Annotated in this window: 17 protein-coding genes; 10 read left to right on the top strand and 7 right to left on the bottom strand. The window is 70.5% G+C overall.

Going from position 1 to position 17,383, the window contains the following annotated elements:
* Window positions 1-86: 86 nt before the first annotated feature.
* From KBY96_RS04815 to KBY96_RS04800, 4 genes are read right to left on the bottom strand one after another with little or no spacing between them, the layout of a single operon-like run.
* Window positions 87-365 (bottom strand): DUF427 domain-containing protein, encoded by a 279-nt coding sequence (locus tag KBY96_RS04815; RefSeq protein ID WP_254978082.1) that lies wholly within the window; start codon window positions 363-365, stop codon window positions 87-89.
* Window positions 362-2,140, bottom strand: a complete 1,779-nt coding sequence (maeA, locus tag KBY96_RS04810; protein WP_254978081.1) for an oxaloacetate-decarboxylating malate dehydrogenase — start codon at window positions 2,138-2,140, stop codon at window positions 362-364. Before maeA ends, KBY96_RS04815 begins: the two co-directional genes overlap by 4 nt.
* Before the next feature lie 25 nt (window positions 2,141-2,165).
* Window positions 2,166-4,796, bottom strand: a complete 2,631-nt coding sequence (gene leuS, locus KBY96_RS04805) for a leucine--tRNA ligase (RefSeq protein ID WP_396122261.1) — start codon at window positions 4,794-4,796, stop codon at window positions 2,166-2,168.
* 16 nt (window positions 4,797-4,812) lie between these two features.
* Window positions 4,813-5,064 (bottom strand): Hfq-related RNA-binding protein, encoded by a 252-nt coding sequence (locus KBY96_RS04800; protein ID WP_254978079.1) that lies wholly within the window; start codon window positions 5,062-5,064, stop codon window positions 4,813-4,815.
* Window positions 5,065-5,095: 31 nt separating this feature from the next.
* Between KBY96_RS04800 and dapF the strand changes: the two genes are divergently transcribed.
* From dapF to KBY96_RS04775, 5 genes are all read left to right on the top strand, one after another.
* Window positions 5,096-6,271 (top strand): diaminopimelate epimerase, encoded by a 1,176-nt coding sequence (dapF, locus tag KBY96_RS04795; protein ID WP_254978078.1) that lies wholly within the window; start codon window positions 5,096-5,098, stop codon window positions 6,269-6,271.
* Window positions 6,268-7,464, top strand: a complete 1,197-nt coding sequence (locus KBY96_RS04790; RefSeq protein ID WP_254978077.1) for a cysteine desulfurase family protein — start codon at window positions 6,268-6,270, stop codon at window positions 7,462-7,464. The genes dapF and KBY96_RS04790 overlap by 4 nt, the downstream gene beginning before the upstream one ends.
* 25 nt (window positions 7,465-7,489) lie before the next feature.
* A complete protein-coding gene (locus KBY96_RS04785; protein ID WP_254978076.1) occupies window positions 7,490-8,239 on the top strand; it encodes a DUF1995 family protein in 750 nt (249 codons plus the stop codon).
* Between the two features lie 80 nt (window positions 8,240-8,319).
* Window positions 8,320-8,850: a DUF4330 domain-containing protein gene (locus tag KBY96_RS04780; protein WP_254978075.1), complete on the top strand. Its 531-nt coding sequence runs from the start codon at window positions 8,320-8,322 to the stop codon at window positions 8,848-8,850.
* Between the two features lies 1 nt (window position 8,851).
* A complete protein-coding gene (locus KBY96_RS04775) occupies window positions 8,852-10,186 on the top strand; it encodes a D-alanyl-D-alanine carboxypeptidase/D-alanyl-D-alanine-endopeptidase (RefSeq protein WP_254978074.1) in 1,335 nt (444 codons plus the stop codon).
* A gap of 48 nt (window positions 10,187-10,234) precedes the next feature.
* Here the strand turns inward: KBY96_RS04775 and KBY96_RS04770 are convergent, their stop codons facing one another.
* On the bottom strand, window positions 10,235-11,188 hold the full coding sequence (locus KBY96_RS04770) for a hypothetical protein (RefSeq protein WP_254978073.1): 954 nt from the start codon (window positions 11,186-11,188) through the stop codon (window positions 10,235-10,237).
* Complete coding sequence (gene coaD / locus KBY96_RS04765; RefSeq protein WP_254978072.1) at window positions 11,181-11,684, bottom strand: pantetheine-phosphate adenylyltransferase; 504 nt, start codon at window positions 11,682-11,684, stop codon at window positions 11,181-11,183. The genes KBY96_RS04770 and coaD overlap by 8 nt, the downstream gene beginning before the upstream one ends.
* 61 nt (window positions 11,685-11,745) lie before the next feature.
* Here coaD and KBY96_RS04760 point away from each other — a divergent pair, with 61 nt between their 5' ends.
* The 3 genes from KBY96_RS04760 to KBY96_RS04750 are packed head-to-tail and all read left to right on the top strand — an operon-like array spanning window position 11,746 to window position 14,548.
* Window positions 11,746-12,228: a flavin reductase family protein gene (locus tag KBY96_RS04760; RefSeq protein ID WP_254978071.1), complete on the top strand. Its 483-nt coding sequence runs from the start codon at window positions 11,746-11,748 to the stop codon at window positions 12,226-12,228.
* A complete protein-coding gene (uvrC, locus tag KBY96_RS04755; protein ID WP_396122249.1) occupies window positions 12,225-14,234 on the top strand; it encodes an excinuclease ABC subunit UvrC in 2,010 nt (669 codons plus the stop codon). Before KBY96_RS04760 ends, uvrC begins: the two co-directional genes overlap by 4 nt.
* 38 nt (window positions 14,235-14,272) lie before the next feature.
* Window positions 14,273-14,548 (top strand): hypothetical protein, encoded by a 276-nt coding sequence (locus KBY96_RS04750; RefSeq protein WP_254978158.1) that lies wholly within the window; start codon window positions 14,273-14,275, stop codon window positions 14,546-14,548.
* Window positions 14,549-14,564: 16 nt separating this feature from the next.
* On the opposite strand, the gene KBY96_RS04745 is transcribed toward KBY96_RS04750, so the two are convergent.
* Window positions 14,565-15,884, bottom strand: a complete 1,320-nt coding sequence (locus KBY96_RS04745; RefSeq protein ID WP_254978069.1) for an SHOCT domain-containing protein — start codon at window positions 15,882-15,884, stop codon at window positions 14,565-14,567.
* Window positions 15,885-15,961: 77 nt separating this feature from the next.
* Here KBY96_RS04745 and KBY96_RS04740 point away from each other — a divergent pair, with 77 nt between their 5' ends.
* Both KBY96_RS04740 and KBY96_RS04735 read left to right on the top strand, forming a co-directional pair.
* Window positions 15,962-17,020, top strand: coding sequence for an esterase-like activity of phytase family protein (locus tag KBY96_RS04740; RefSeq protein ID WP_254978068.1), 1,059 nt, complete (start codon window positions 15,962-15,964; stop codon window positions 17,018-17,020).
* An 81-nt stretch (window positions 17,021-17,101) separates the two neighbouring features.
* On the top strand, window positions 17,102-17,377 hold the full coding sequence (locus KBY96_RS04735) for a glypican (RefSeq protein ID WP_254978067.1): 276 nt from the start codon (window positions 17,102-17,104) through the stop codon (window positions 17,375-17,377).
* Window positions 17,378-17,383: the final 6 nt, after the last annotated feature.

Genomic DNA, 17,383 nt, shown 5'->3' with positions numbered 1-17,383 from the left:
TGAGGAACTCTGGTGCCCCTCTACCGCCATGCCAAGGCGGGACATCCGCCTCGCCGTTGGCCTCGCCATGCGCCGGGCCATCCGGCTCAGTTGACGGTGACGCCCTTCCAGAAGGCCACGCGGCCTTTGATCTCGGCCGCCGCTGGCTTGGGATCGGGGTAGAACCAGGCGGCATTGGCGTTCACCCGGCCGTCCACCACGACGTCGTAGTAGTGGGCTTCCCCCTTCCAGCCGCAGACGCTGCGGTGGTCGGAGGGGCGGAAGCAATCGGCACTGAGCGACTCGGCCGGGAAGTAGGCGTTGCCCTCCACGGTCACGATGTCGTCGCTGCTGGCGATCACGCCGTTGTTCCAGCTGGCCTTCATGGTGTTGCCGTTGCTGCACCCATGATGGGATGGATGGACCGGTAGCTGGGGTGCCAGCGGGCCCGCTGCAGACAGGCCCGGGCCTCTTCGGCTGTGGTGGCCAACCGGGCCACGCCCTCCTGCACCGCCGCCAGGGCCACCGCTTCGGCCACCGCTGCCCCCACCGCCTGACTGTGGGCCATGGGCGGCATCAAGGGCCGCTCGGGATCCCGGCTGGCGGGGATCTGCTCCACCAGGGCCGCCAGGGCGGCATCGATCATCGCCTCACTCACCGTGGTGGCGCCTATGGCCACGCAGGCAAAACCCAGCCCCGGGAACACAAAGCAGTTGTTGCACTGCCCGATCGGCCGCTCCCGCCCCTGATGCCGCACCGGCGCAAAAGGACTGCCGCTGGCCACCAGGGCCTGGCCGCCGCTCCAGGCGATCAGATCCGCCGGAGTGGCCTCGGCCAGGACCGTGGGGTTGGAGAGGGGCAGGATCACCGGCCGTCGGCCGCCACTGGTGCGCTCCTCCCCCAGCCCCGCCGTCATGGTTTCCACCACCTCTTGGTTGAAGGCCCCGGCCACCGCCGAGGTGCCGATCAGCACGGTGGGTCGCACCCGCCGCACCACCTCCAGCAGGTCGATGCGGCCCTCGGCGTCGGTGTCGAAGCCGGCAGCGTCGCCGGCGGGCCGGGCGTAGGGGCGGGCCACCGGAGGGATGGCCTCCTGGTTCTCCAGCAGCAGCCCCTGGCGGTCGATGGCCCAGATCCGGGAGCGGGCCTCCTCGAGGCTCAGCCCCCGGGCCTGCAGCAGCCGCAGCAACCGCTTGGCAATCCCGCAGCCGGCGGTGCCCGCCCCGAAGATCACGAGGCGCTGGTCCTCCAGCCGTACCCCCTGCCCCCGGCAGGCGGCGAGCACAGCCGCTGCGGCCACCACGCTGGTGCCCTGGATGTCGTCGTTGAAGCTGGGCAGGCGCTGGCGGTAACGGTCCAGCACCTGCCGGGCCTGGGGGCTGCCGAAATCCTCCCAGTGCAGGAATGCCCCCGGGAACACGGCGTCCACGGCGGCCACGAAGCTGTCCAGCACCGCGTCGTAGGCCTGGCCCCGCAGCCGCCGCTGGCGCAGGCCGGGGTAGAGGGGATCGCTGAGCAGGCTGGGGCGATCGGTGCCCACATCGAGGGTCACGGCCAGCACCCGCTCGGGATTGAGGCCGGCGCAGAGGGTGTACACGGCCAGCTTGCCCTGGCAGATGTGGATGCCGCCGATGCCCTGGTCGCCGATGCCCAGGATCCCCTCCGAGTCGGTCACCAGCAGCAGATCCACCCCGTCGGGGGCTGCGCGGCGCAACAGCCCGGGAAGCTGCGGCAGCAGCTCAGGGGTGAGGTAGAGGCCCTGAGCGCCGGGCAGATCGGTGTGGCTGAAGGCCTCGATCACCGCCCCCACGGTGGGGGTGTACACCACCGGCAGCACGGCGTCGATGTGCTGCTGCAGGAAGTGGTGAAACAGGGTGAGATTGCGCTGCCGCAGGCCGCTCACGTAGAGGAAGCGGGCCAGGGGATCGCCAAGACGCTGGAAGCCGTCCCACACCCGCCGCACCTGCTGTTCGATGGTCTCCACCGCGGCGGGCAGCAGGCCGTCGAGTTCCAGAGCGTGGCGCTCGTCGGGGCTGAAGGCGGTGTCCTTGTTGAGTGCCGGCTGGGCCAGCAGCGCCGGCCCGCGCAGGGCGGTGAAGCGCACCGGCGGATCGGGTGGCTGGGCGTCCTGGTGTGGAGAGACCTGGGAAAGCGAGACCATGGCAGGCGGCGGCGTGCCGCTGGAGTCAGGGCACGAGGTTGACCAGCTTGCCCGGCACCACGATCACCCGGCTGGGGGGGCGGCCCTCCAGCCATTTGGCGGCGATGTCGCTGTTCAGGGCTAGCTGCTCGAGGGTGGCCCGGTCGGCATCGGCCGGCACCTCCAGGTTGCCGCGCACCTTGCCCTTCACCTGAATCACCAGGGGGATGGTGTCGCGCACCAGGGCGGCGGGGTCGGCCTGCGGCCAGTGCTGCCGATGAATGCTGCCGGCGGCGTCCAGGCGGCTCCAGAGTTCCTCGGCCATGTGGGGGGCGAAGGGGGCGAGCAGCAGCAGCAGGCTGCGCAGAGCCTCGAGGGCCAGCGCATCGGAGGCACTGGCCAGGTGCTCGCCCATGGCATTGCTGAGTTTCATCAGCTCTGCCACCGCGGTGTTGAACTGAAACTCGCCCTGCAGGTCGTCGCTCACCGCCACGATCGCGCTGTGCACCGCCCGGCGCAGATCACGGTCTGCCGCGGAGGTCGGAGTCAGGCGATCAGAGGCCACCCCACCGGATTGGGCAGCGAGGCTCAGCCCCCGCTGAAGGGCGCCGTCCACCAGGCGCCAGAGCCGCTGCAGAAAGCGGTACTGGCCTTCCACATCGGCGTCGTCCCACTCCAGGTCTTTTTCCGGTGGCGCCTTGAACAGGATGAACATGCGCGCCGTGTCGGCGCCATAGCGGTCGATCACCACGGCCGGATCCACGCCGTTGTGCTTCGACTTCGACATCTTTTCGTAGAAGGTGTCGAGCCGCTCACCGCTCTCGGGGTCGCGGGGATCACTGGGGTCGGCCACATCGGCGGGGGCGATGTGGCGGCCGGTGTGGGGGTTGCGGTAGGTGATCCCCTGCACCATCCCCTGGGTGAGCAGGCGGGAGAAGGGTTCGGAGAAACCGAGCAGCCCGCGGTCGCGCAGCACCTTGGTGAAGAAACGGGCGTAGAGCAGGTGCAGGATCGCGTGCTCGATTCCACCCACGTACTGATCCACCGGCAGCCAGCGATCCACCGCCGCACGGCTGAAGGGCAGGGTGTCGTTGTGGGCGTCGCTGTAGCGCAGGTAATACCAGCTGGAGCACATGAACGTGTCCATGGTGTCGGTCTCGCGCCGGGCGGGCTTGCCGCAGCAGGGACAGGGCACGGTGACCCAGCTTTCGAGCTGGGCCAGGGGGGAGCCGCCCCGGCCCTCGAGGGGCACGTTCCGTGGCAGCTCCACCGGCAGCTGGTCGGCCGGCACCGGCACCACGCCGCAGCTTTCGCAGTGGATCACCGGGATCGGGCAGCCCCAGTAGCGCTGGCGGGAGATCAGCCAGTCGCGAAGTCGGTAGGTGGTGCGGCCCCGCCCCCAGCCCTCCTGTTCGGCCGCCACCACGATCGCGTCCCTGGCCGAGGCGCTGGACAGCCCATCGAAGCGGCCGGAGTGGATGAGGATGCCGTCAGCGCACCAGGCCCCGCCCTCGAAGGCGTGCTCGTCGCTGCCTGCGGGGATCACCACCTGCTGCACCGGCAGCTCGTACTGGCGGGCGAACAGGAAGTCGCGCTGGTCGTGGGCGGGAACCCCCATTACCGCGCCGGTGCCGTACTCGGCCAGCACGTAGTCGGCGATCCACACCGGCACCAGCTGGCCATTGGCGGGATTGCGCACCTGGGCACCGATGGGAATGCCGCGCTTGGGCTTGTCCTCGGCGGTGCGTTCCTGCTCACTCTGGCCGCTCACCAGATCCCGGAATGCCGCCACCGCCAGGGCCTGATCCGGCGTGGTGAGCCGCTCCACCAGCTGATGCTCGGGGGCCAGCACCACGTAGCTCACCCCGTGCAGGGTGTCTGGCCGGGTGGTGAACACGCTGATCTGCTCGCCGCTGTCGTGGCCGGCGGCATCCACCAGCGCAAAGCTGATCTCGGCGCCGCGGCTGCGGCCGATCCAGTTGGCCTGCATGGTGCGCACCCGCTCCGGCCAGCCCGTCAGGCCGTCGAGGTCATCGAGCAGCTGGTCGGCGTAGGCCGTGATCTTCAGGAACCACTGGCGCAGCTGGCGCTTCTCCACCACGGCGCCTGAGCGCCAGGAGCGCCCCTCGCTATCCACCTGTTCATTGGCCAGCACCGTCTGGTCGATCGGGTCCCAGTTCACGGTGGCCTCCTTCTGGTAGGCCAGACCGGCTTCCAGGAACTGCAGAAACAACCACTGGGTCCAGCGGTAGTAGTCGGTGTGGCAGGTGGTGATCTCCCGGTCCCAGTCGATCGAGAGCCCCAGGCGCTGCAGCTGGCTGCGCATGGAGGCGATGTTCTGATCCGTCCAGTCGCCGGGGTCCACACCACGCTCGATCGCCGCGTTCTCCGCCGGCAGCCCGAAGGCGTCCCAGCCCATCGGGTGAAGCACCTGGTGGCCGCGCATGCGCGCCACCCGGGCGATCACGTCGGTGATCACATAGTTGCGCACATGGCCCATGTGCAGGTTCCCCGAGGGATAGGGGAACATCGAGAGGGCCATGTAGGAGGCCTCGCCGGGATCGGGAGTGTGGTGCAGCCGGGCGTCGTTCCAGCGCTCCTGCCACTGCCGCTCGATGGCCTGGGGTTGGTAGCGGCTGCTCTCGCTCACGACAGGCCCGGTGCTGAGATCAGCGATGGTGCCACAGGCCGCTTCAGGCCTGTTCCCGCAGCAGAACCACGGCCTGGCGGTTCACCAGGGTGAGCTGTTGGTCACCACCGGGATCGAGGGCCAGGAAGTGCAGATCCTGCCAGCGGATCACCCCCTCCAGCTGCCGGCCGGCATCCATCTCCAGCAGCACGGCGGCCTTGCGGCGGATCAGGGTCTGGATGTGCCGGGTGCTGGGTTGGTCGGTGTCGAGGCTGGCGCCGCGGTTGGGCGTGCGTGCTTCGAAAAAGCTCTGCATAGGATTTCAGCCCGGTTGCCGTGACTCAATCGTGCTCCAGTTCAGCAAATACCAGGGTCTGGGAAATGATTTCCTGATGGTCGACGGCCGCGGATCGGCCGGCGCCGACGACAGCCTGGGCCTGACCCCCGAGCGCATCCGCCGCATCTGTGATCGCCGCTTCGGGGTGGGGGCCGATGGCCTGATCCTGGCGCTGCCCCCCCAGGCCGACGGAGAGCTGCGCATGCGCATCTTCAATGCCGATGGCAGCGAGCCGGAGATGTGCGGCAACGGCATCCGCTGCCTGGCCCGCTTCCTGGCCGACAGCGACGGCGATGCGGCCGGGCGCCGGTGGCAGGTGGAGACCCTGGCGGGCCGGATCGTGCCTGAGCTGCAGGAGGACGGCACGGTGCGGGTGGACATGGGAGCGCCGTTCCTGGCCCCTGAGGCCGTGCCCACCACCCTGGCGAGGGGAGAGGCCGGCATTCCCCAGGGCCAGCTGGAGGTGGATGGCCAGATGCTGGCGGTGGGCGCGGCCGGGATGGGCAATCCCCACGTGGTCATCCCCGTGGACCAGGTGGCGGCGGTGGATCTGGAACGGCTGGGGGCGGCCCTGGAGGTGCATCCCGCCTTCCCGGCCCGCACCAACGTGCACTTCGTGCAGGCCCTGGCCCCCGATCATCTGGTGATGCGGGTGTGGGAACGGGGTGCCGGCCCCACCCTGGCCTGCGGCACTGGTGCCTGCGCCACCCTGGTGGTGTGCCACCGCCTCGGCCTGGTGGAGCGAAGCGCCCGGCTCGACCTGCCCGGAGGTCCCCTGTGGATCGACTGGGACCAGGCCAGCGACCATCTGTTCATGACCGGTCCGGCCGAGGCGGTGTTCGACGCCGTGGTGACTCCGGCCCTGTGGGGTGATGACCCTTTTGGAGATGACCGTGCGGCCGCCGCGTGCGTCAGCACGAGCTCTGCGGAGCTTCCCACTGCCACTGCGACTGCCACTGCCACCGCCGCAGTCCCTGCAGCCGAGGTGCCGCCGATCGACTGCGCCACCGCCTGCGTCAATGGCTGCATCCGCCCCGAAGCCTGCCCCTCGGCGGAGGCGCGCTCGCGGGTGGAGGCCCTGCTCAGCAGCAGCTCCCTCGACGACCTGGTGGCGCTCGCCACCAGGTCCCTGGAGGCGCGCACCAAGGCCCGCTTCGAGCGGGAGATGGGCCGGCCGCTGGAATGACGGCCGTCCCGACCCCAGCCGCCGCGGGAGTGTACCTGGACGCCTGCGCCAGCTCGCCCCCGGCTGAGGAGGTGCTGGTGGCCATGGCGGCGGTGCAGGCGGAGGCCTGGGCCAATCCCTCCAGCCTGCATGGCTACGGCCTGGCGGCGGCGGAGGCCCTGGAGCGCGCCCGCTGGCGCTGCGCCGCCCTGCTCGGCTGCTGGCCCGAGGAGCTGGTGTTCACCTCCGGTGGCAGCGAGGCCATCCATCTCGCCCTGCTGGGGGCAGGCGCCGCCCTGCCGCCCGGCCGGCTGCTGATCTCAGCGGTGGAACACCCCGCCACCGAGGCGGCCGCCGCCGCGCTGCAGCGCCAGGGCTGGCAGCTGCAGCGGCTGCCGGTGAACCGGGAGGGCCTGCTGGATCTCCAGGCCCTGGAGCGCTGGCTGGAGCCCCCCACCCGGCTGGTGTCGCTGATCTGGGGACAGAGCGAGGTGGGCAGCCTGCAGCCCCTGGAGGCCATCGCCGCCCGCTGCCGTTGCGCCGGCGTGCTGCTGCACGTGGATGCGGTGCAGGTGGTGGGCCACCGGCCCCTCAATTTCCAGGCCCTGTCCGTGGATCTGCTCAGCCTGGCGGCCCACAAGCTGCAGGGGCCGCGAGGCGTCGGCGCCCTTCTGGTGCGCTCCGGGGTGGCGCTGGTGCCCCAGATCGCCGGCGGCGGCCAGGAGGGTGGCCGGCGCAGCGGCACCGAACCTGTGGCTTTGGCGGCCGGGCTTGCCCGGGCCCTGGAGCTGGCCGGCGAGCGGCTGCAGCGCCATGGTGGAAGCGATCCGCTGGCAGCCCTGAGGGACGCCGCCCTGGAGCGACTGCTGCCGCTGAGCGGTCTGCGGTTGAGCGGTCCCGACCCCCGCCTCACCCCCTCGGCTCGCCTGCCCCACCACCTCAGCCTGCTGGTGTCCACCCCTGACGGGGTGCCTCTGCAAGGCCGCCCGCTGGTGCGGGCCCTGTGGCGGGAGGGCTATGCCGCCAGCAGCGGCTCAGCCTGCAGCAGCAGCGGCTCGGCCGCCAGCCCGGTGCTGCGGGCCCTGGGGTTTGGGGAGGTGGAGGCGGCCAGCGGGCTGCGGCTGGGGTTTGGCCCCTGGCTGGCAGCGGCGGATCTGGAGGGGCTGCCGGCGGCCTTGGAGCGGGCCCGCCAGCGCCTGGTCGCCGCCCCGTAGGGTCGGGCTGCCCCGAAGCCCAGCCATGCTTCCTGCGGATCTGCGCCAGGCCGAGAGCCAGGCCCTGGCGGCACTGCTGGAGGCCCTGCCCAGCAGCGAGCGTGGCCGCTGGAGCGTCGATTGGCGCTTCGAGGGGCTGCGGCTGCTGCCGGTGGCGCTGCGTTTCTGCCAGTCGCTGCTGGAGGCCGGCCAGTCCACCCGGCTGGTGTTTCCCGATGCCGGCGCCTGCGCCCTGGCCAAGCGCGATGCTCCCGATCTGGCGGCGGTGATCACCGACTTCCGCGGCCAGAAGCGCCGCAGTGCGGACACCGCAGACGGCACCACCGGGACCGAAGGCGAAACCGGGACGGAAGGCGAAACCGAGCAAGAAGGCGCCAGCGATCTCCTGCTGGCCGTGGCACCGGCCCTGCCCGACTACGAGGAGTTCGAGCAGCTCTGCGCCGTCCACCGCGGACCGGTGGTGATGCTCAACGGCCGCCTCGAGGATGCCGCTGTGGGCATCGGCAGCGTCGCCCGGGAACGGCGGCGGGGATTCGTGGCCGAGTGGCAGGCGGCCTACTGGCTGCAGCCTCTGGCGGGCAGCGCCCTGTGCCGGGCCTACCCCGGAGCGTGGGAGCTCTACCGCCAGGACGCCGACGGGTTCCGGCTGGCGGCCCGCTTCGAGCAGAAGCCCGATGGCGAGGCCCAGGCTGAGGCCCTCGCCGGTGAGGGCGGCCTGGGGGTGGGGGCCAACCTGCGCTCCCTGGAGACGTTCATCGAGGGACTGCGCAGCTGAGGGTTGGGCCTCGTCGGAACGGGCTGCCCTCCGTACACTTCGGCCACCACCGTTCTGTCCGGCTCCGCCGGTGCGCGCCCATGCCTTCGGAGTCTTCCCAGCCGTCTCCTCTGCGCTTCGGCCTGGTGGACGTGGCGGCCATCGGCGCGGTGCTGGTGGCGGCTGTCGGGGTGGTGTGGAGTCCCAAGCTCTCCAGCACCGTGGCCCAGGCCACCGGTGGCCTGGTGCCCGTGACGGTGCTGGTGGACGTGCGCGGCATCCCGGTGGCCGATCCGGAGGGCTTGATCGAGGCCTCCCGTCGCGAGGGCCGGGTGGCGATCGTGATCCGCAACCAGCCCCACGGCAGCGTCAGCGTGGAAGAGATCATCCCGCTTGAGCGCCAGCTGGTGGCCCTGCAACCCGATGGCAGTGTGGTCACCGCCACGGCCCCGAGCGGCGCCTTCCCCAACCTTGATGCGCGCTTCGTGCTCCAGGGCCAGGGGCGCCGCGGTGAGGGGGGCGTGGTGTTCGGCAACCAGAGCATCAAGGTGGGCGCCCCGGTGGAGATCGAGGGCGACACCTTCCGCGTCACCGGCACGGTGACCGGCATCCAACTCAACAATGGGGCCTGAGATGACGTTCCCTTTCGCCATCTCCGGCCCCCGCCGGCTGCGCTTCGCCAGCTCCGGTTTCAGTGGGCTGGCGCTGCTGCTGGCCCTGCAGCCGGCCGCAGCCCTGGCCCAGACCCGCCCGGCCGTTCCCGCTCCTGGCCCTGTCACCCCGCCGGCCCTGGCTCGACTGCCGGCACCCCCACCGCCCTCGGGGCTGCCGCAGCTGCAGAGCCAGGTGAGCTGCCCGGCACTGCAGCAGCGCATCCAGGCCACCCTGGGCGGTGAGGCCGGCGCCTGGAGCATCAGCGTGGCTGACCCCAGCGGTCGCCTGCTGGCGGAGGTGAACGGCCGCACCCCCCGGGTGCCGGCCTCCAACCAGAAACTGATCACCACCGCCTTCGCCCTCGACCAGCTCGGTCCCGACCACCGCCTCTCCACCCGCCTCTGGCAACTGCCCGATGGCCGCTTCCGGCTCACCGGGGAAGGCGATCCGGATCTGGCCCTGCCGCACCTGCAGCGCTTCGCCCAGCTGGCCCTGCGCAATGGTGGCTCCAGCGGCACCGCCACCGGCGTGGTGCGGCTGGAGCTGGCCGAGGAACCCAGCCAGGTGTGGTGGCCCAGCGGCTGGAATCCTGCCGACCGCGCCTACGCCTACGGCGCTCCGATCACGCGTCTGGCGGTGACCAGCAACGCCATCCAGGATGCGGTGCAGAACCCGCCCGCCCGCTTGCAGACGCTCCTGCAGCGCTCCATCACCCAGCAGGGTGGCCAGGCCCAACTGCAGCTGGTGTCGTCGCGTTCACCCCTGCCTGATGGCGCGGTGCTGCTCTACGAGCAGCCCTCGGCACCGATGCACAACCTGCTCAGCCTGGCCAACAGCGAGAGCCACAACTTCACCGCCGAGGTGCTGATGCGCCAGACCGCCGGCAGCTGGGATCTGGCTCAGGCCCAGCAGCGCACCACCACCTGGCTGATGAGCCAGGGCCTCCCGCTGCAGGGCATCCGCATCATTGATGGCAGTGGTCTGGACCGCTCCAACCGGCTCACCAGCCACTTCATCGCGGCCCTGCTGCTGCGCATGGATCAGCACCCCTACGCCCGTAACTATCTGGCCTCGATGGCGGTGTCCGGCCAGCGCGGCACCCTGCGCAATCTCTTCACCGATCCGGCGCTGCAGGGGCGCTTTTACGCCAAGACGGGCACGCTGCGTGGTGTGCGCGCGATCAGCGGTGTGCTGCTCACGTCAGATGGGGCCCGCTACGTGGCCGCCATCAGCAATGGCAGCGCCCAACCGAATACGGTCATCGGTCAGGTGCTGCGTCAGGTGCAGAGCGGTACAAGCCTCTGCCCTCTCTGAACTGAGCCGATTAGAGCAGAGGCCTCCTGTGCGGAGGCTGATACCGCGTCAGCCCGCCAACTGGCGCAGGCTGTTCGCCATCCGGCGGCGGCGGCTGCCGGGGGTGCGCGCGGCTGGGCCCTTGCTGCCCTTGCCATTGGCGGCCCGAATCAGGGTATCGCCGCCGCTGGCGTCGCCGGACAGGGAGGAGCTGTTGCCGCTCACCACTTCAGGCACCTGGAAGCGCACCAGCTCACGGCGGCCGGCGATCACCACCTGGGCCAGCTCCTTGATGCGGCCCTCCAGTTCACCCAGCACCTGCTCGGCGTAGCGGTTGGCGCCCTCGCTGATCTCCACGGCCTCGTGACGGGTGCGGGCCACAAGCTGGTCGCACTGCTGCTGCGTCTGCTGACGGAACTGCAGGGCGTCGTTGTGCAGGCGCTCGGCCTCGGCCTGGCTGTCGCGCTGCAGGCGCAGTCCCTCCTGGCGGATCTGCTCCAGTTCGGTCATGGCCTGCTGGCGGCTGCGCTCGTGCTGCTCCACCAGCTGGCGGTTGCGCTCGCCAATCTCCTGCTCGAGCTGCTGGCGCCGGGCGGCGAACTGCTGCTCCATCTGGGCCAGGCGGGTCTGGTGCTCCTGCTCGGCCTGGGCGGCTTGCTGCCGGCCCTGGAGCAGCAGCTGTTCGCACTGCTGGCGGGTCTGCTCCCGCAGTTCGGCCACCTGCCGCTCGGCATCCTGGCGCACCGAGGAGTTGCTGATCAGCTGCTCCCGTTCCCGCTGGGCATTGGCCACGATCTCCTCGGCCTGGCGGCGGGCCTGGGCAATGAACTCCTCGCGCTGACGGAGCAGATCGGCGGCCTGGTTGATCTGGCTTGGCAGCGCCTCCCGCACCGCATCCATCATCTCGATGGCGTCCTGCTCGTTCACGAGCCGGCCGCCGCTGAAGGGAACGCGGGTGCCCTCCAGCACGACTTCCTCGAGCTGATCGAGCTGGTCGAGAACGGTGATGCTGGCCTCAGCCATTGCGGTTCTGGCTCGAATTCATCCGATTAAAGAGCCTGGTGAGGTCGTCTGCCACTCCGGTGGGCACCAGATGACTGACATCGCCACCGAAGCGGGCCACCTCCCTCACCACCGAACTGCTGAGAAAGCTGTGGTGGACGGCCGTGGCCAGGAACAAGGTTTCCACATCCGGGGCCAGGCTCTTGTTGGTGTGGGCGATCTGCAGCTCGTATTCGAAGTCGCTCATAGCCCGCAGACCGCGCAGGATCACTTCGGTGCGCTGCTGCTGGGCGAAGCTCACGGTGAGCCCCTCGAAGCTGCCCACCTCCACGCCCTGGAGGTGGCCGGTGGCCTGGCGGATCTGGTGCAGCCGCTGCTCGAGGCTGAAGGCCGGCGTTTTCAGCGGATTGCGCAGCACAGCCACCACCACCCCCTCGAACAGGCTGCTGGCCCGCTCGATCAGGTCGAGGTGGCCGAGGGTGAGGGGGTCGAAGCTGCCGGGATAGAGGGCTCGCATGGGGGCAGCCTATGGGTCTTCCGGTGGTTTCTAGAGTCCTGGGGCCCTTCTCTCCCGCCCGATGGCCCTCAACGCTGACGCCAAGAAGACGCTGCTGCGCAAGATCCCCCATGGGGTGTTCATCTGCGGTGTGGCCGAGGGCGAGGAGGTGAACGGCTTCACGGCCAGCTGGGTGACTCAGGGCTCCTTCGAGCCGCCCCTGGTGGTGATGGCGGTGCGGGCCGACAGCACCAGCAACGGCATCATCCAGCGCACCGGCAAGTTCTCCCTGAATGTGCTCGCCGCCGACCAGAAGGACCTGGCGGCCGTGTTCTTCAAGCCCCAGAAGGCCATCGGCGGCCGTTTCGACGCCGCCCCCTTCAGCCTGGGTGAGCTCGGTCTGCCGGTGCTCGATGCCGCCCTCGGAGCCGTGGAGTGCGAGCTGGTGGGCCACGTGGCCCACGGTGATCACACCGTGTTCGTGGGCGAAGTGAAGAGCGCCGTGCTCAACCGCGATGGGGAGGCTCTGGAGCTGTCGAGCACCGGCTGGCAGTACGGCGGTTGAAGCCGGTGCCCCGGCCCCCGCTGATCCAGGAGCCCGAACGTCTGCGGGGCCGGCTGGCGGAGCTGCCCGGGGAGCCGGGATGTTACCTGATGCGGGACGGCGAGGACCGCATCCTCTACATCGGCAAGGCCAAGGTGCTGCGCAACCGCGTGCGCAGCTACTTCCAGAGCGGTAACGCCCACGGCCACAGCCCCCGCATCCGCCTGATGGTGCGGCAGGTGTGCGAGATCGAATTCATCGTCACCGACAGCGAAGCCGAGGCGCTGGCGCTGGAGTCGAACCTGATCAAGCAGAACCAGCCACACTTCAACGTGCTGCTCAAGGACGACAAGAAATACCCCTACCTGTGCATCACCTGGAGCGAGCCCTATCCGCGCATCTTCATCACCCGCCGCCGTCGGTTCCGTTCCCCCCTGGATCGCTTCTACGGCCCCTACGTGGATGTGGGCCTGCTGCGCCGCACCCTGGCCCTGGTGAAGCGGGTGTTTCCCCTGCGCCAGCGCCCCCAGCCGCTCTACCGCGACCGCACCTGCCTGAACTTTGACATCGGCCGCTGCCCGGGCGTGTGCCGGCAGAAGATCAGTTCCGACGACTACCACCACACCCTGCGCCAGGTGGCGATGGTCTTCCAGGGTCGCAACGAAGAGCTGCTGCTCTTGCTGCGTGAGCAGATGGAGCGCTATGCCGAGCGGCTGGATTTCGAGAGCGCCGCCCGGGTGCGCGACCAGATCCAGGGGCTCGACACGCTCACCGCCGACCAGAAGATGAGCGTGGGCGACAGCTCGGTGAGCCGCGATGTGATCGCCCTGGCCGCCGACGATCGGGTGGCGGCGGTGCAACTGTTCCAGATGCGCGCCGGCAAGCTGGTGGGGCGGCTGGGCTATCTGGCCGATGCTGTGCATGGCCTGGAGTCACCGGGCCTGATCCTGCAGCGCGTGATCGAGGAGCACTACAGCCAGGTTGAGGGAGTGGAGATCCCGCCCCAGCTGCTGCTGCAGCACCCCCTGCCGCAGCAGCAGCTGATCGAGGACTGGCTGAGTGAGCAGCGCGGGCGCAGGGTGAAGCTGGCGGTGCCCCAGCGGCAGCAGAAGGCTGAGCTGATCGAGCTGGTGGTGCGCAACGCCAGCTACGAGCTGCAGCGCGCCCAGCGGGCCAGCGAACAGAACCTGCTGGCCACCGAGGACCTGGCCCAGCTGCTCGACCTCACGATTCCGCCGCGGCGGATCGAGGGCTACGACATCAGCCACATCCAGGGCAGCGACGCGGTGGCCTCCCAGGTGGTGTTCATCGATGGCCTGCCCGCCAAGCAGCACTACCGCAAATACCGGATCCGCAGCAGCTCGATCCACGCCGGCCACTCCGACGACTTCATGGCCATGGCCGAGATTATGCGCCGCCGCTTCCGCCGCTGGGCCCAGGCCAAGGCGGAGGGGGCCGACCTGGCTGAGCTGCGCCGCAACGCCGCCACCAGCCTGCACACCGATGGCATGGGCGACTGGCCCGATGTGGTGATGATCGACGGCGGCAAGGGGCAGCTCTCAGCGGTGATGGAGGCCCTGAGGGAGCTGGATCTGGCGGAGGACCTGGTGGTGTGCTCCCTGGCCAAGCAGCGCGAGGAGGTGTTTGTGCCCGGTGCCGGCCAGCCCCTGGAGAGCGAGCCCGAGCAGCTGGGGGTGCAGCTGCTCCGTCGGCTGCGGGATGAGGCCCACCGTTTCGCCGTGAGCTTCCACCGCCAGCAGCGGGGTGAGCGCATGAAGCGCTCCCGCCTGTCCGACATCCCCGGCCTCGGCCCCAAACGGGTGCGCGACCTGCTGGCCCACTTCCGCTCCATTGATGCCATCCAGCTCGCCGGGGTGGAGCAGATCGCCGCCGCTCCCGGCATGGGCCCAGCCCTGGCCCGCCAGGTGTGGGAGTACTTCCATCCCCAGAGCGATCGGTCTGAAAGCGATCGCTCGGGGGGCGATGCGCCCGAATCCGATCCCGTGCTCAGCGAGCTGGCCAGTTGAGGGCCCTGCTGCGCGCACTGCTGCTGCTCGGCCTGCTGCTGGGCCTGCTGCTGACACCGCTCCCCCTGCGCGGGGCGGCCACCTCCCCACCTGCCCTGGCTGCGCCGGGCCTGTGTGTGGGTCCGGTGTGCGGCGATGAGATCACCCGCAGCGCCAAGCACCACTGGCAACTGCGGCTGCGGCTGAGCGATCAGCAGGGCCATCGCGAACGCCTGGTGGTGGACTGCCGCAACGGGCAGATCAGCCCCCAGGACGGGGCCGTGGACCGGGGCTACGCCGCGGCCGTGGCGCGGCGGGCCTGTCGGTTGGCGTGATCCATGGGGCCAGCTGTCAGAGCCGTGCCAGCAGTTCGGCCTTCTTGCGGCTGAATTCCTCCTCGGTGAGGATTCCCTTGGCCTTGAGTTCGCCAAGGCGCTCCAGGGCGGCATAGGGATCGTCCGAACCGCTGGCGGCAGGGGCGGCGGCAGGAGTGGCAGAAGCGGCTGTCGGCTCGGACGCGGGGGGTGGTTCAGGTGCGGGCTGTGCTGCCACACCCACCTCCGGGAACTGGGCGAGCGGCCGCTCACCCTTCGGGGTGGAGAGCATCAGCTCGCCGGAGGCGCTGTTCAGGGACAGGCCGCTGATCGTCTCGCTTCCCACGTCGAACACGCGGCAGTGGCCGCTGTGCTCCACGGCCAGCCGGCCCCTGGCGGGGAAGGTGGCGTAGCGCAGATCGTTCTGGGCGCCGCAGGACGCGGGCTCACCGAGCTCAGCCGGCCACCAGCTCTGCTGCTGCATGGCCGGCATGGCCGCCATGGGCTGCATCCCGGCCATGGGCGCCATCGACATCGGGGCCATGGTCATGGGCGCCATCGCCGCGGCCTGCTGGGAGGCGAAACTGCTGCTGCTCTGCTGGTGCAGGCCGCCAGCGCTGCTCTGCTGCTGGGAGCCACCGCCACTGCTCTGCTGCTGAGCGCCGGCACCGCTCTGCTGTTGCTGGCCGAAGCCGCCGCTGGGCGAGAAGCTGCTCAGGCTCACATGGCCTGACGGGGTGGAGAACACCACGCCGCCGCCGCCCTGTTGCTGGGAGAAGCCGGCGATCTGGTGGCCGCCGGTGTCGTAGACGCTCACCTGGCCGTTGATGTCCACCGCCAGCCTGCCGGCATCGGGGAAGAGGGCATAGCGCACGTTGTTCTGCTCGCCGGTGGCGGTGGGGGCCCCCAGCTCCGCCGGCCACCAGGTGTCACGGGGGTCGGGCACGAACAAGGGTGCCGACGACGGCGCCGCCATGGCCGCCATGGCCGGCATCGGCGGATAGCCGGAGGGTGAAGCGCCGCCGCTCTGCTGCTGGAAACCGCCGCCGCTCTGCTGCTGGAAGCTGTGGCTGGCGCCTGGGGCCGCCATCGGCTGGCCGGCGAGGGCCGCCGAAACGTCACGGCAGAGCCCGTCGACCCGGGCCTTGAGGGCGTTGTTGAACATGTCGCTGATCATCAGCATCCCGCCGGGCATCCACTGGCCGGAGCCCCCGAACTCGGGATGGTTGAACTGGGCCATGCCGCCGCGGCTGCGCAGCATCGCCTGCATCATGTGGGCCACGGCGCCGGCACTGAACCCGTGGCGCTGGCCGAGCTCCTGGGCCACCTGGAGCCCTTCCTGGGTGATCTGGTCCATGGCACTTTCTCCCTTCTTCTCACGCTATGCAGGTGGGGGATGAACGGACCGTCCCGTGCTCATCGGCAGACCGTTCCATGCGCTCAGCCCTCGCCGTGGCCCTCGCCCTGGCGGCAGCCGTTCACGGTTCTGCGGGCGCCGTTGCCGGATCCCTGCCGTTGCCCTGCCCCCCTGCAGCCGGCTGGGAGGTGGTGCGGGAGTTGGAGCTGCCCCGCCGGACGCCGGACGGCCAGCGGATCGGTGGCTTTTCCGCCGCCCATCACGCCCCCGGGACCGACCGGCTCTGGTTGCTGAGCGATCTGCCCCTGGGATCGGTGGCGATCTGGAGCGGCCTGAACGCCGCCCTCACGGGAGCGGCGCCCCTGCGGCTGGAGCGCACGCTGGAGCTGCGCAGTGGTCTGGAGCAGCCACTGCCGCCGGTGATCGATGGCGAGGGGATGGTGCGGCTGGCCGGGGAGCTGTGGGTGGCCAGCGAAGGGCGGCGCCTGCCTGAGTTTCCGGCCCAGCTGCTGCGCTTCGATGAACGCAGCGGCCTGCTGCAGCAGGCGCTGGAGCTGCCAGCCGACTGGCAACCGGGCCAGGGCCGAGGACTGGCCAGCAACGCCGGGCCGGAGTCGCTGGCGCTGCTGTCGCAGGGGGATGGCCCCCCGGCGCTGTTGATGGCCGCTGAGAAACCGCTGCTGCAGGATCCGCCCCGTGAGGTGCGGCTGCTGCGCTGGAGCTGGGAGCCTGGCCAGGATCCGCGCCGCGACACGCCCCAGGCCCAGCCCCAGGGATCGCTGCTGCTGCCGGAGGAAGCGGGCTGGGGGCTCACCGAGCTGCTGGCGCTCGATTCCGGGCGGGTGCTGGCCCTGCTGCGCCGCTTTGAGCCTCCGCTGCGCTGGCACATCCGCCTGGCCGTCTATCCCCTGGCGAGCTCCGCCGACGACCCGCCGGCGGAGCCAGTGGCGGCGTGGGACCTGATCGCCGCCGGCCTCACTCCCGACAACTGGGAGGGCCTGACGCCCGGCCCGCCACTGGCCGACGGCCGTCCCAGCCTGCTGCTGGTGAGCGACGACAACCTCAACCCCCTGCAGGCCAGCCGGGTGGCCCAGCTGGTGGCGCTGCAGGGGGAAGGTTGCCGGCCGGCGCCCTGAACCCGGCCACCACCACCACCGGTTTTCCGCCCCTCCTGCCGGCAGCACCGGCGGCGGTCCAGTCCCACAATGAAAATCGTGTTGGGTGATCTCGCCATGGCCTCGATCGAGCGGTTGCGCAACGGGGCGTTGCGCAATGGGCCACCGTCGGCGCTGGTGGCGCCGATCCTGGGGCTGGCGGCCGTGGGCGCGATGGTGGTGGTGCCCCTGGTGGCCCTGGCGGCGATCCCGGTGCTGCTGGCGGTGTTGATGGCCGCCGGTGGGGTGCTGGCCTTTGGGCTCAGCGTGTGGGCACTGATCGAGGGGCTGGCGGCGTTCGAGCGCTGGCTGGAGAACGACCCCCGCTTCCAGCGCTGAGCGGTG

The sequence above is a fragment of the Cyanobium sp. ATX 6A2 genome, from assembly GCF_024346355.1.
In the GTDB taxonomy this organism is placed as follows: Bacteria; Cyanobacteriota; Cyanobacteriia; order PCC-6307; family Cyanobiaceae; genus NIES-981.
Note: the sequence above shows the minus strand (reverse complement) of the source record. Positions and strands in the feature narration are given on the sequence as shown.